The 13,478-nt window shown below is 70.7% G+C and carries 10 protein-coding genes and 1 pseudogene; 9 read left to right on the top strand and 2 right to left on the bottom strand.

Features of this window, described 5'->3' with window-relative positions; all coding sequences use genetic code 11:
- The 6 genes and pseudogenes from HLB09_RS06050 to HLB09_RS06025 form a co-directional block, all read left to right on the top strand.
- A pseudogene (locus HLB09_RS06050) lies at positions 1 to 184 on the top strand (alcohol dehydrogenase); the annotation flags it as partial.
- Positions 185 to 299: 115 nt separating this feature from the next.
- Entirely contained in the window at positions 300 to 1,931 is a 1,632-nt protein-coding gene (locus tag HLB09_RS06045; protein WP_171202502.1) for a GH39 family glycosyl hydrolase, read from the top strand.
- Between the two features lie 355 nt (positions 1,932 to 2,286).
- Complete coding sequence (locus tag HLB09_RS06040; protein ID WP_171202501.1) at positions 2,287 to 3,438, top strand: ABC transporter substrate-binding protein; 1,152 nt, start codon at positions 2,287 to 2,289, stop codon at positions 3,436 to 3,438.
- A 26-nt stretch (positions 3,439 to 3,464) separates the two neighbouring features.
- Positions 3,465 to 4,379 carry a carbohydrate ABC transporter permease gene (locus HLB09_RS06035; RefSeq protein ID WP_212770627.1) on the top strand — a complete coding sequence of 305 codons (915 nt, stop codon included), beginning with the start codon at positions 3,465 to 3,467 and terminating at the stop codon, positions 4,377 to 4,379.
- Positions 4,380 to 4,395: 16 nt separating this feature from the next.
- Positions 4,396 to 5,265 carry a carbohydrate ABC transporter permease gene (locus tag HLB09_RS06030; RefSeq protein WP_212770626.1) on the top strand — a complete coding sequence of 290 codons (870 nt, stop codon included), beginning with the start codon at positions 4,396 to 4,398 and terminating at the stop codon, positions 5,263 to 5,265.
- Between the two features lie 75 nt (positions 5,266 to 5,340).
- Positions 5,341 to 6,942, top strand: coding sequence for an alpha-L-fucosidase (locus tag HLB09_RS06025; protein WP_171202499.1), 1,602 nt, complete (start codon positions 5,341 to 5,343; stop codon positions 6,940 to 6,942).
- 544 nt (positions 6,943 to 7,486) lie between these two features.
- Here HLB09_RS06025 and HLB09_RS06020 read toward each other — a convergent pair.
- Complete coding sequence (locus HLB09_RS06020) at positions 7,487 to 9,601, bottom strand: beta-galactosidase (protein ID WP_171202498.1); 2,115 nt, start codon at positions 9,599 to 9,601, stop codon at positions 7,487 to 7,489.
- A 275-nt stretch (positions 9,602 to 9,876) separates the two neighbouring features.
- Between HLB09_RS06020 and HLB09_RS06015 the strand changes: the two genes are divergently transcribed.
- The 3 genes from HLB09_RS06015 (at position 9,877) to HLB09_RS06005 (ending at position 12,686) form a co-directional block, all read left to right on the top strand.
- Positions 9,877 to 10,809, top strand: a complete 933-nt coding sequence (locus HLB09_RS06015) for an LLM class flavin-dependent oxidoreductase (RefSeq protein WP_171202497.1) — start codon at positions 9,877 to 9,879, stop codon at positions 10,807 to 10,809.
- 47 nt (positions 10,810 to 10,856) lie between these two features.
- Positions 10,857 to 11,369 carry a TetR/AcrR family transcriptional regulator gene (locus tag HLB09_RS06010; RefSeq protein WP_212770625.1) on the top strand — a complete coding sequence of 171 codons (513 nt, stop codon included), beginning with the start codon at positions 10,857 to 10,859 and terminating at the stop codon, positions 11,367 to 11,369.
- Positions 11,370 to 11,447: 78 nt separating this feature from the next.
- Entirely contained in the window at positions 11,448 to 12,686 is a 1,239-nt protein-coding gene (locus HLB09_RS06005; RefSeq protein ID WP_246234440.1) for an MFS transporter, read from the top strand.
- 610 nt (positions 12,687 to 13,296) lie between these two features.
- On the opposite strand, the gene HLB09_RS20335 is transcribed toward HLB09_RS06005, so the two are convergent.
- Positions 13,297 to 13,478: LPXTG cell wall anchor domain-containing protein (locus HLB09_RS20335; protein WP_171202495.1), on the bottom strand; the 182-nt coding region annotated here is incomplete at its 5' end.

Genomic DNA, 13,478 nt, shown 5'->3' with positions numbered 1-13,478 from the left:
GCACGGCTCGTGGGTGACCTCGACCGTGCGCATGGGCGAGCTCCTGGACAACCTCGTGCGCTGGGACCTGCACCCCGAGCGCCTCGTCACCGCGACGTTCCCGCTCGAGGAGGCCGCCGAGGCCTACGCCACCGCCGACGCCGCCGCCGGCGGCAAGGTCGGCGTCGTCTGGCCCGACGACTGAGAGTGCACGCCCTCCTCTCCCGAGGGCACGAGCCCGCCCTCTCGTGCACCTGGGCTCAGACGTCTGCCCAGCCGACCCCCCGACAAGAAGCTGCCCCCTGCGAGGAGGACCACCGATGAGCTTGGTCGAGACCCCCGAGATCCTGGTCGACGGCCGGACCGGGAGCGGGAGCACCCTGCATCACGTCTGGAACCAGTGCGCCGGTGCTGGTCGAGCGAACGAGGCGCTGCGGGCGGACTGGCAGGCGCACTTCGCCGAAGCGGTGGAACGGCTCGGCTTCCGCTCCGTGCGCTTCCACGGACTCTTCCACGACGACATGTTCGTGTACCGGGACACCTACGGCGGGGGCTTCGGTCCCGACGAGGCGCTGGCTGAGCCGGTGCACACCTTCAGCTACGTCGACAAGGTCTTCGACGTCGTCGTCGACGCGGGGGTGGTCCCCTTCGTCGAGCTCGGCTTCATGCCGCGGGGGCTGGCCACGACCACGGAGACCGTCTTCTGGTGGGGGGCGCACTGCAGTCCCCCCACCGACATGAGCAGGTGGCTGGCCCTCGTCACGGCCACCGTGGAGCACTGGGTGGAGCGCTACGGGTTGCCGGAGGTCCGCCGCTGGAAGTTCGAGGTGTGGAACGAGCCCAACCTCGTCCCCCACTTCTGGACCGGGACCCGGAGCCAGTACTTCGAGCTGTACGAGCAGACCGCCCGCGCCGTCAAGGCCGTCGACGGCCGGCTCGCCGTGGGAGGACCCTCCACGAGCGTCTTCGTGCCCGATGCGCGCTACGCGGGCGAGACGGAGGACCGCAGCGCCGAGCACGCCACCGCCGCCGCCCAGGACGTCGACGCCCTCGACTGGCGTCCTGTGTGGATCGAGGAGTTCCTCACCTGGTGCCAGGAGAGGGACGTGCCCGTCGACTTCGTCTCCACCCACCTGTACCCGACCGACTTCGCGTTCGGCGCGAACGGGGAGTCGGTGAGCATCAGCCGGTACGCCGACGCGACGCGGGACGATCTCGTGCGGCTCCGCGCGCTCCTGGCAGACAGCGCCTACCCGCACGCCGAGACGCACATCACCGAGTGGTCCACCTCCCCCTCGAGCCGTGACGCCATGCACGACACCGTCTTCGCGGCGACCTACGTGGCCCGTGCCTACCTGCGCTGCGCCGGGCTGGCCGACTCGATCTCCTACTGGACCTTCACGGACGTCTTCGAGGAGGGCGGAGCCGGCATCGGCCCCTTCCACGGCGGCTTCGGGCTCGTCACCGAGCAGGGCATCCACAAGCCGACCTTCCACGCCCTGGCGATGCTCGCCCGTCTGGGCGACGCAGTCCTGCTGGCCAGCGACTCGGGGGTCCTGACACGCGACAGCACCACTGGTGACATCGCCGGCCTGTTCGTCAACTACCCCGCAGAGATGGGCGGCCAGTCCGTCGGGTCCGCCGCCACGCACGAGCAGACCCGCGCGCTCGCCGGCATCGGCACCGACCTCGTGGTCAGGCACACCATCAGCGGACTCGCACCGGGCTCGTCCTACGTCATGGAGGTCCTGGACCTGCAGCACGGGGACGTCTGCGAGGCCTGGCGACGGCTGGGGTCCCCCCGCAACCTCAGCCGCGGCCAGGAGGCGCACCTGCGCCGCGTGGCTGACGCGCTGGACCGCACCGAGCTCATCGCCTCGCGCGACGGAGTGCTCGAGGTCGACATCACGATCGCTCCGTGGGCCCTCCTGTCGCTGCGCCCCCTCTCCTGAGCTGCGCCTCTCACGAGCAGGTCCTCGCCCGCGACGAGCACTGCTGGGCCCCAGCGGGAACCCTTGACGCCCTCTCACGTCCGTCCTAGCATCCATCAACCAGCGCGTAACGTTTCGCTCTGGCGGACCAAGCCAGGTCGAGCCCAACCGGGCCAGCCACAGGGGTTGCCTCCCAGCGGCTTCGGACGACTGGCCCGTCATATGTCTCAAAGGAGAGCAGATGCACTCGAACAGGACAGTCCTGCCAGCTCGAGGCGGCGCACGCCGCGGTGGCGCCGCGGTCGTGGCCGTGGGGGCGTTCGCCACGGTCCTCGCCGGCTGCTCCGCCGGATCGAGCGGCTCGGAGGTGCCCGGCATGGACGGCGAGACGGTGGAGATGGGCACCTGGATCGGCGGCGAGGCCGACCAGGCGCAGTGGTCCGCCTACGTCGACGCCGGCGAGGCGGCGGACCCCGAGGTCTCCGTCTCCTTCTCCGGCCCCCCGATCGGGGACTTCTACACCAAGCTGCCGACCGTGCTCAGGGGAAGCAACGCCCCGTGCATCGTCACGCTGCAGAACGGCCAGGTCGGCCCCTACGTCTCCGGGCTCGAGCCTCTCGAGCAGTACGCCGAGGAGGCCGGGGTGGACTTCGGCGACTACAACTCGGCCATGATCGAGCAGCTGAGCGTCGACGGACAGGTCTACGCGATCCCCTACGACGCGGCGCCCGCAGTCGTCTACTACAACAAGGAGATGTTCGAGGCCGCGGGTGTCCCCGAGCCGTCGATCGACTGGACGACCGAGGACTTCCTCGCGGCCGCGAGGGCGACCACCAGGGACGGCGTGTGGGGCTTCGCGCTGGGGCAGGGCATCACCCCGGTGACGTCTCTGATGTCCGCGAACGGTGAGAACTACGTCTCCGAGGACGGCGTCGCCGATCTCGACGACCCGAACCTCGTGAGCCGCTTCCAGTGGTACGTCGACCTGGCCACCGAGGAGGGGGTGGCCAAGCCGCTCGAGGCCTCCGGCGGGAGCTTCCCGGACATCGACGCCTTCAGCACCGGCCAGGCCGCGATGAGCATGAACGGCCTGTGGGACCTTCCGAACGAGCAGGAGAAGCTCGGCGAGGACGTCGTCGGCGTGGCCACGGTCCCGAGTGACGACGGAGGGTCGATGGGGTACGTCGGGGGGACCGGCTTCGCCATGACGAAGAGCTGCGGTGACAAGGAAGCCGCCTTCGCCGCCATCAAGGCCATCACCAGCGCCGAGGCGATGCAGAGCGTGGCGAGGTCGCGCGCGACCGTGGTCGCCCGACCTGACAGCTTCGACGCCTGGGCGGAGACGATCGGCTCGCAGCAGACGGCCGACGTCGTGAGGCAGCTGACGGAGAACTCCTTCACGACGCCCACACCCTCCGAGCTCAGCCAGCTCAACACCCTCATCACCCAGTACGAGACCAACGCCTTCTCCGGCGAGAGCAGCGCACAGGAGGTCCTCCAGCAGGTCGCCTCCGCCCTGAACCAGTGACCGCGTCCGGCCTCCAGGACTCCGGCGTGACCAGCCCGACCCCCGTCGCCCCCGGGCCCCGCGCCCGGGGGCGCCGTCCCTTCGGCACCACGTGGGTCGGTTGGCTCTTCGTCCTCCCGGGGCTGCTCGGACTGCTGGTCTTCATCGTGGTCCCGATGGTCGCGTCCCTGGTGCTGGGCTTCTCGGAGTCCACGCTGCTCGGTGGGACGCGCATGACGGGCCTCGAGAACTTCGAGCGCCTGTTCGCCGACCAGCAGTTCATCACCAGCATCGTGGTGACGACCGTCTTCGTCGTCGTCTACACGCCGCTGAACATCGCGGTCGCGCTCGCCGTCGCCCTGTGGTTGAGGACCAGGCTCGCGGGCAGCGGCTGGCTCCGGGTCGTCTTCCTGATCCCCGCCCTGTCCCCGATGGTGGCGAACGCCGCGGTGTTCCGGCTGATCCTGCAGCAGGACGGCGCGGTGAACGGCCTCCTGGCGACGGTCGGCATCGCGCCCGTCCCCTGGCTCAGCGATGGGGACTGGGCCCTCGTCACCGTCATCCTGGTGTCCGTGTGGCAGTCGTTCGGCTACAACATGATCATCATCGGGGCTGGTCTCGACGCCGTGAGTCCGGACGTCCTCGCCGCCTCGCGCATCGACGGCGCGGGACCGTTCCGACGGCTCGTCTCGATCAACCTCCCGCTGATCAGCCCAGCGCTCTTCTTCACCACCGTCCTGACGGTCATCGGAGCGTGGCAGACCTTCGCGCAGTCGTACGTGATCACTGGCGGCGGGCCGGGCAACAGCACGACGACGATCATGCTCTACCTGTACCGGACGGCCTTCACCTACGACCAGCTCGGATACGCCTCGACGATCGCCACCATCTTGTTCCTGATCATCGCGGCCTTCACGCTCGTCCAGGTCTGGGGTCAGAAGAAGTGGGTGCACTATGACTAGTCCGACCCTGAACGGCGTGCAGACCGGCAGGCCCGCTCCCGCTGCGTCGTCCCGCCGAAGGCGGCCGCGCCGAGGGGCCTTCGCGGCCAACACGGCGGCCGCATGGGCTGTCGCGCTGGTCTTCTCCTTCCCCTTGATCTGGACGTTCTTCACCGCGCTGAAGCCGGCCAACGAGGTCTTCGGCCAGGACATCGAGTTCATCGGGTCGGAGATCCTGTGGTCGAACTTCGTCGACGCCTGGGTGGAGGTCAGCTTCGGTCGACTGCTGGCGAACAGCCTCACCGTCGCGCTCATCTCGACGGCCCTCAGCCTCGTGGTCGCGACCTTGACGGCTTTCGCCTTCTCCCGCCTGCGCTTCCGGGGGCGCGACGCGGTCTTCCTGCTGTTCATCATCACCCTGACGCTGCCCATCGAGATCGCAGTGATCCCGCTCTACCTGGGTTTCGACGCGGTGGGGCTCGTCGACACGTGGACGGCGCTCATCCTCCCGGGGCTGTTCGGCGCCTACGGCACCTTCCTGCTGCGACAGTTCATGCTGCAGATCCCGGTCGAGCTCGAGGAGGCGGCGAAGATCGACGGGGCCTCGACCGGGCGGATCCTCGTGAGCGTGGTCATCCCGCTGGTCCGTCCGGCGCTCTCGGTGCTGGCGATCTTCTCCTTCCTCGGCAGCTGGAACAACTTCTTGTGGCCGTTGATCATCTTGAACAGCCGCGAGAAGTGGACCCTCCCCATCGGCCTCGCGGGCTTCTCGGGTCAGACGGGGACCCAGTGGGAGCTGCTCATGGCGGGGTGCGTGCTCACGATCCTCCCGGTGGTGGTCGTCGTCGCCATCGCCCAGAAGCAGCTCGTCGCCGCCATCGGGGCCGGCGCGTTCGGGGGCCGCTGATCCGGCCCGCCCCAGGCGAGCCCTCGCCCCCACCGGTCGACCTCCCCCTCCGTCCGTCCGCATCGAAGGACCACCGTGGCCGCACCTGGATCTCCGTCCACCGACTCCGCCCAGCAGCCCGAGACGAGCTCCCTCACCCCGCTCGACCCCTCCTCGCTCCCCCGACCGGTCGACACCTCCGACAACTCCCGGGCGCTGTCCCGAGTCGACGCGGTCGTCGCGAACGGCCCGTTCGACGCCACCTGGGAATCGCTGAGCGCCTACCGGCCGCCGAGCTGGTTCGGTGAGGCCAAGTTCGGCGTGTTCCTGCACTGGGGCGCGTACACGGTGCCTGCCTTCGACACCGAGTGGTACCCGCGGCACATGTACCGAGAGGGCACCCGGTCCTTCGACCACCACGTCGCGACGTACGGCAGCCAGCGGCACTTCGGCTACAAGGACTTCTTGCCGCACTTCGGCATGGAGCGCTTCGACCCGCACGAGTGGGCGGCGCTCTTCAAGCGCGCCGGCGCCCAGTACGTCGTCCCGGTCGCCGAGCACCACGACGGCTACGCCTTGTACGACACCGACCGTTCGAGGTGGAAGTCGACGACGATCGGTCCGCGGCGGGACCTGCTCGGGGACCTGCTCGCGGCGGTGGACGAGCAGTGGCTGATCACGGGAGCGTCATCGCACCGAGCCGAGCACTGGTTCTTCATGAACGGCGGGACCGCGTTCGACTCCGACGTCCGCGATCCGGCGTACGCGGACCTCTACGGGCCGGCGCTGCGCAAGGAGATCAGCCCGACGAGTCGCTTCCTCGAGGACTGGCTGCTGCGGACGGTCGAGGTCATCGACAAGTACCGACCCCAGCTCCTCTACTTCGACTCCGGCATCGAGGAGCCGTCCTTCGAGCCCTACCTGCGCCGCCTCGCGGCGTTCTACTACAACCGTGCGTCCGCATGGGGGCGCGAGGTCGTCATCAACGAGAAGTGGGGCTCCTTCGCTCCCGGCACCTCTGTGCTCGACATCGAGCGGGGGACGACGAGCCGGATCCTCCCGTCGGTGTGGCAGAACGACACCTCGGTGTCCCGCACGTCGTGGAGCTGGGTGGAGGGACACGTCTACAAGACCGCGGACGACATCATCGGCGAGCTGGCGGACGTGGTGTCCAAGAACGGCAACCTGCTGCTGAACATCGGGCCCCGCCCCGACGGCACGATCGCCGAACCCGAGGTCGAGCTGCTCGAGGCCATCGGTGCGTGGCTGGCGGTGAACGGTGAGGGCGTCTACGGCACGAGGCCCTGGGCGGTCTACGGGGAGGGTCCGACCCAGACCCCGGTCGGAGCCTTCTCGGACTCGACCTCGGCTGCGTACGGCGCCGAGGACTTCCGGTTCACCACGATGTCCGAGGTGGGGCACGACTACGTCTACGCCATCGCCCTCGGACGCCCGGAGGACGGTCACCTGCGAGTGCGCAGCTTCGGCTCGGCGAGCCGTCTGCTGTCTCGTCCGATCATCGACGTCCGGGTGCTCGGGCAGCGGGACCAGGTCGAGTGGCGGCGGGAGGACGACGTCCTCGACGTGGTGGTCCCGCCGTCGCTGCGCACGGGGCCGGGCGGCCCCGTGGTCCGGGTCGAGCTCGCCCCCGGCGACGTCGAGGTGCGCACCGACTTCTTCCACGGGCTCTCGATCTGAACGCGGCGTCCCAGCGGCGCGCACCGTGCTGGCCAGTCCGATGCGGCGGACGAGGAGGTCGAGCGGTCTCGTCAGGTCGAGCCGCTCGGCCTCGCCGTCCCCTCCGCGGTGGAGGCGCAGGGACGCGCTCGGGGGCTGCGCGTCGACGTCCTGCACATCGGCACCGGCGCCGAGAGCACGCGGTGCAGGCGCATCGCGCGACGACGACGCGCAGCACCGGGTCGAGCGCGGACGGAGGGGGCACCCGCCGCCAGTCCACGCCGCTCCCCCGAGGCTCCTCCTCCCCGTCGTGCTCCGGGCACCAGGGAAGGACGGACGGGTCCGAGCGCTCGGCAGGTCAGCATCCTCGGCCGGCCTCCGGACGTAGCCCCGTCGCCGCTCACCCGACGTCGTCCGGATCCGGCGGTCGCGGTATCCCCCCGCAGACCGACGCGCTCTCCTGGTCCAGCTGCAGCACCCACGTCCGCGAGGGACGAGTGCTGCGGCTGGGTCCGGCCGAGGAGGTAGGTGCCGACCTCGTTCACGGGCAGCCGGCCGGCGCCCCTCAGTCCGCGGACTGCGGGGTCGCGTCGTCCATGACCTCGAGCACCACGACGCCGCGCCGGTCGAGGGGTACGGCGTCGCCCGCCGCGTACGTGGCGCCGGACACGAGGTCCGTCGCCGTCGCGGGCGTGGTGACGGCAGCAGGGGTGGCGGACCAGTTCGAGACGAAAGTGATCCTCGAGCGACCGGTCGTGCCCGTGCTGATGGTGACGGACTCCCCGGCCCGCCAGGCCGACTTCTGGGTGTCCGGCACGAGCCAGCGCCCGATGCTGCGGCCGAGAGCAGGGTTGGGGACGGTACCGACGTACGAGACCCGACCGGATCCGAAAGCGTGGGTGGTCACCGCTGCGTCTGCCCCGAGCTCGGTCGGCGCGTACCGGAGCACGACGTCCGCGTCGTCCACCTCGAGCACGTCGACCCACTCGGTCCCCGCCGACTCGGCCTCCAGCACGAGGTCCCCCTCGGCGCTCACCGCCAGCGGCTCGTCGATGTTGGAGTACTCGTCGTAGTGCAGACCGGCCGCGTCCGTCAGGAGCGCCGGCGCGACCGCGAGCCGCGCGCGGGCCAGCTCGTCGCCGTAGCCGGTGCGGATCCCGAGCACCAGGTGGCCCCCGGCCTCCGCGTAGGCCCGGAGGTGCTCCAGGACCTCGTCGTCGGCGACGTACACCGCTGGAGCGACGAGCACCGGGTAGCGACTCACGAGCTCGTCGACGTCGGTCGTCACGAACTGACGCAGGTGCTGCACCCGGACCTGCGCGCCGGCCTCGAAGAGGCCGCGGTAGAACGCGTCGAAGATCTTCAGGTAGGCGCGCGGATCAGGAGATCCGTCGGCCCGCGCCAGGGGCGGGTAGAACTCGAAGGACCACTTGGTGTCGCTCGAGTAGAGCACGAGCACGTCGGCGTCGGGCTCGTAACTGTCCAGGGAGGAGCCGAGCGCCTTCAGGGTCGCGCCGAGGTCGGCCACCTCTCGGTAGATCCTGCCCGGCTGCTGGCTGTGGGGAAGGACCCCGCCCCAGTAGGTCTCGATGCCGAAGTGCAGCGTGTGCCAGTGCCAGTACTCGACCATCCGACCGCCTCGGGCGAGCAGGGCCAGGGCCGCCTGCTTGATCTGCCCCGGGTACGGCGGGTGGTTCGTCCACGAGCCGTTGATCGACTGAGCATTCGTCTCGGTGACCAGGTACTGCGACTGCGCGGAGGAGAACGCGCGGTCGCCCCACTCGAACAGCGCCCACACACCGGTACCCCACCAGGGCATCTCGCGAGGAAGCTCAGCGGTCGCGTCGAGGTCTCCCTGCATCTTGTAGTAGGGGTTGCCGGCGACCACATCCAGGGGGGCGACGATCTCGTCGTCCGAGATCTGCGCCTGGGAGTACGCGATGCAGGTCGTCACGAACTGGTCCTCTCGGACGTACTCCCGCACCAGGTCGGCCTGCCACGCGATCAGGTCCGTCGCGAGCGTGGACTGGAAACGCCGCCACTCCAGCTGGTACTGGGGCATGAGGTTGCCGTCGGGCCGCCACAGGTCGGCCCAGTCGGACAGGCGGTGGGACCAGTAGACGAGGCCCCACTCGCGGTTGAGCTCCTCGACAGTGCCGTACCGGTCGCGCAACCAGTCGACGAAACGCTGGAACGTGTGCTCGTTGTGGGGCAGGTGGTTCCCCGGCTCGTTGTCGACCTGGTACCCGATGATCGCGGGGTGCTGGGCGTAGCGCTGGACGACCTTGCGGGCGATCCGCTCGGCGTAGAAGCGGTAGGCCGGGTGGCTCTGGTCCATCTCCTGCCGGCGACCCCAGGCCATGCGGACGCCTGTCGCGGACTCGGCGGCGATCTCGGGGTGCAGACGCTGCAGCCACGGCGGGATCGCGTACGTCGGGGTGCCGAGGACCACGCCGATGCCCCTGGAGTGCGCGCCGTCCAGCACCGGCTCCAGCCAGTCGAGCTCGAAGACACCCTCGCGCGGCTCCCATGTGGACCAGACGGACTCGCCCACCCGGATGACGGTGAAGCCTGCCTCCGCCATCAGGTCCAGATCGCGGTCCAGCGTGCCCTCCGGCTGGTACTCCGCGTAGTACGCGGCACCGAAGAGGACGCCCGAGAAGCGGGGTGCTGCAGTCATCGTCGACCCAATCCGTCGGGCGATGCGCCGACAGCACCGCGTGAGCAAAACGATACGCGTAGAGGTCGAGCGTGTGGTGGAGGCGCGTGGGAGGCACCACGTGCTCCCGGTCTGCCGAGTGCCGACAGGTGGCCGGCTGTGCGCCATGGCGTATCCCGCGGTGCGGGCCTCGTCGGCCAGGTACCGGTGGCCGAGCTCGAGGTCGTCGCACTGGTCGCCTCCGGGGTCCGTCGTCCACCTAGCGGACTACACGAACGTTCCGATAGGGTCTTCGCATGCCAGATCGACCTCGCATCGGCGTCATGCTGCCTCGCGATCTGCCGTCCTCGCTGCTCCTGGAGTACGCGCGCACGGCCGAGCGACTCGGCTTCGACGAGCTGTGGGTCGTCGAGGACCTCGGCTTCCGCGGCGGCTTCGCGCAGGCGGCGGCGGTGCTCGGCGTCACCGAGCGGATCCGCGTAGGCATCGGGATCCTGCCTGCGGCGGTGCGCAACGTCGCCTACGCCGCGATGGAGATCGCCACCCTGGAGCAGCTCCACCCCGGACGTACGGATGTCGGCATCGGCCACGGCATGCCGGGCTGGCTGAAACAGGCCGGCGCATGGCCGGAGCGACCTCTGCGGTTCCTGTCGGAGTACGTCACCACGGTCCGCGAGCTCCTGGCAGGAGGTGAGGTCGCCGGCCTGCGCCTGGACCCCTCCGTGGTGCCCGCCGCCGTGCCGCCGCTGCTGCTGGGCGTCCGGGGCCCGAAGTCGCTGGCGACGTCGGGGCGCGTGGCGGACGGCACCGTGCTCGCCGAGCCGACTGCCCCCGAGTACGTGACTGCGGCGCTCGGCGCGATCGCGGCGCAGCCCGGGCACCACGTGGTGGCGTACAACGTCGGTGCGGTGGACGACGACCCGCGGGCTGCGGTCGACGCGGTGCGTCCTGCGCTCGAGTGGATCGGCGAACCGGACTGGGCGCCCCATCTGGCGCCCCTGGACATCGCGGACGACTTCGCGTCCCTGCGCGCCCGGTCGGCCACGCGCCAGGACTTCACCGCCGCGCTGCCCGAGGAGTGGGTCCGCCGGCTCGCGCTCGCCGGGACGCCCGAGCAGGTCCGCAGGCGGATCGACGAGCTCGGCGCCGCTGGGGTGACGTCGAGCGTCTTCATCCCTGCAGGCTCGGAGCCGCTCGAGGCACTGATCGCGGTCGCCAGGGTGCTGTGAGCACGCGTCGCACCGAGCCGGGACGGCGCGTGCGACTCCTGGAGACCGTGCTCGACCTCATCGCCCGTGACGGCGTGGCCGGCGCCACCTACCGGGCCGTCGCGGCCGCGGCCGACGTGCCGTTGGGGTCGATGACGTACCACTTCCCGACCCGGGACGACATGCTCTACGCCGCGTTCTCGCACCTGGCCGACACCCAGCACGCGCGCTTCGACCAGATCATGGCTGCTTCGCCCGACGGCGAGGACCCGCGTGAGCGCGTCGTGGACCTGATCGTCACCCACGGAGGCGGGTACGGCCGCGACATGGTGCTGTCGGCTGAGCTGTACGCGTTGGCGGTGCGCGATGAACGCTACCGAGCCCTGATCCAGGACTGGATGGGACGCTCACGCGTCTCGCTCGAGCGGCACTTCGCACCCGAGCTCACGCCGATGATCGACGCGCTGGCGGAGGGACTGGTCCTTCACAGTCACATCTCCACCGAGCCGTTCGACGTCGACCGGGTCCGCGCTGCCGTGTACCGCCTCATCGGCCCGAGCGGGGACGCCACCACGCCGTGACCGCGGCGGCGCTCTCGTCGCCCGGTCCCGGAGAAGTCCCGCCCCCTCACCCCTGCCCGTCATGACCCGGAGCCCGCCATGACCCCGACCGTGCCCATGAGGACGGCCGTCACCCCTCAGCGCAGACGCGTCGCACTGTTCGCGGCGTTCTTCGTCACCGGCTCGTCCATGGCCACGTGGGTGTCGCGCACCCCGGCGATCAGGGACGCGATCAGCGCCAGCACGGCGGAGATGGGACTGGTGATCGCGGGCCTGTCGGCGGGCTCCGTGCTCGGCATCTCCGTCGCCGGGATGCTCGTGGCCCGCCGCGGCGCCCGGCTGGTGGTGCTGTGCGGCATGGTCGCCATCGTGGCCGGCGTCATGGTCGTCGCGCTGGGTACCGCCGCGGACCAGGGATGGCTCGTCGCCACGGGTCTGGCGTTCTTCGGGTACGGCATGGGGTCAGGAGAGATCGGCCTGAACGTCGAGGGCGTCGACGTCGAGCAGGCGTTGAAGAGGACTGTCGTGCCGAGCCTGCACGGTTGCTACAGCCTCGGCATCGCGGTCGGCGGCCTGGGCGGTCTGGCCGCGAGCACGGCCGGGGTCTCGGTCGTCGCGCACCTCGCTGCCGTCGCCGTCGCAGCTGCTGCCGTGTCGACGTGGCTCGTGGCGAACCTCGCCCCCGCCGTGGGTCAGGAAGCAGCGACCAGCGGGTCGCATGGACGGGCGTCACTCGGTGGTTCCATCACCGGGTTCCTCTCCGTCTGGACCGAGCGCCGCACCCTGGCGATCTGCGTCATCGTGCTGGGGATGGCTTTGGCCGAGGGGTCGGCGAACGACTGGCTCCCGCTGATCATGGTCGACGGCTTCGCCCTCTCGGCCGCGACCGCGTCCCTCGTGTACGCGCTCTTCGGAGTGTCCATGGCGATCGGCCGGTTCGGCGGCGGGTACTTCCTCGACAGGTTCGGCCGGGCACAGGTGATGGTGGCGAGCGCGGCCCTCGCCGTCCTGGGGATCGGTACGGTCGCGTTCGCGCCCACGCCGGCACTCGGAGCCGCAGGTGTCTTCCTCTGGGGTGTCGGCGCCTCGCTCGGCTTCCCCGTGGCGCTGTCCGCAGCCGGAGACGAGCCCGTCGGTGCAGCCCGTCGGGTCAGTGCTGTCGCGACTGCCGGGTACACGGCTTTCCTCGTCGGTCCGCCAGTCCTCGGCTTCGTCGGTGAGCACGTGGGTCTCCGGTCCGCGATCGTGGTCGTCCTCGTCGCGGTCGCCATCTCCGCACTCTTCTCCCGCGCGGTGTCCAAGCCCACTGCCCTGAGCCGGCAGCAGAGCTCCGTGTGATGGACTCGCGGTCTACGGCTACCGGGGACTGCTGCACGAGCACGTCCTGCCCGGGCCGTGGCGTCCTCGAGCCGACCGGGGTCACCGATGGACGATGCCCGCATCCTCCCTGCACCCCGGCCCTCGCCCACTGGGCGGTCTCGCTCAGCGCGGCGGTGACCTGCTCGGGCGGTCGTGGGGGCAGGTGCCGGTACGGGCGGGTGCGGGTGGTCGCGGTCGTGACGACGATGTCAGCCATCGCGTGGCCGCCCGCGCGCAGGTGCACCGCGTAGACCAGCCCCCCGGGGCAGACCACCGTCGGGGGACCGATCCGGCGGCCCTCGGTCGCGGCGACGGAGGAGCGTGCACGGCCCGCTCCAGGCGTGGGTGCGGCTCAGCGGGATCGTCCTACGGCGAGAGGCTGGCCATGGTGCTCGGACGCGCGGGCGTCGTGCTCACCGCCGGCGTGACTCCAGAGGGCGATGTCCTGCAGGCGGTGAGGGCGTCGCGGAGCGGTGGCGGGTCGTCGGCCATCGACGCAGCCGGTGACGTCTTGGCCGGGACGCCGCAGGGTGGGCGCGGCACCCGGCGAAGGACCCACGAGCGCGCCCGGCACTCGCCCGCGTGCCCGTCACGTCGGTCCAGACGGTGTCAGACGGGACGGTGACGGTCCGTCAGGTGCGAGCGGCTGCGCGCCAGCGCGGACGGCGCCGGGCCCGGTCGTCCGCCGTCGCAGGCACCAGCCCGCGGCGAGGAGCAGCGCGCCCAGTGCGGCGCCCGCCCCCACCGGGGCCCCGGTGCGCGGGAGGGTCG

This window comes from Pseudokineococcus marinus, assembly GCF_013004605.1.
In the GTDB taxonomy this organism is placed as follows: Bacteria; Actinomycetota; Actinomycetes; order Actinomycetales; family Quadrisphaeraceae; genus Pseudokineococcus; species Pseudokineococcus marinus.
This window is presented reverse-complemented; position numbering and strand designations above follow the sequence as displayed.

Bases quoted from the DNA above. Each gene is read 5' to 3' on its own strand.
- HLB09_RS06040 (WP_171202501.1), top strand. From the start codon at position 2,287: ATGGACGGCGAGACGGTGGAGATGGGCACCTGGATCGGCGGCGAGGCC.
- HLB09_RS06020 (WP_171202498.1), bottom strand. From the start codon at position 9,601: ATGACTGCAGCACCCCGCTTCTCGGGCGTCCTCTTCGGTGCCGCGTAC.
- HLB09_RS06005 (WP_246234440.1), top strand. From the start codon at position 11,448: ATGACCCCGACCGTGCCCATGAGGACGGCCGTCACCCCTCAGCGCAGA.
- HLB09_RS06015 (WP_171202497.1), top strand. From the start codon at position 9,877: ATGCCAGATCGACCTCGCATCGGCGTCATGCTGCCTCGCGATCTGCCG.
- HLB09_RS06045 (WP_171202502.1), top strand. From the start codon at position 300: ATGAGCTTGGTCGAGACCCCCGAGATCCTGGTCGACGGCCGGACCGGG.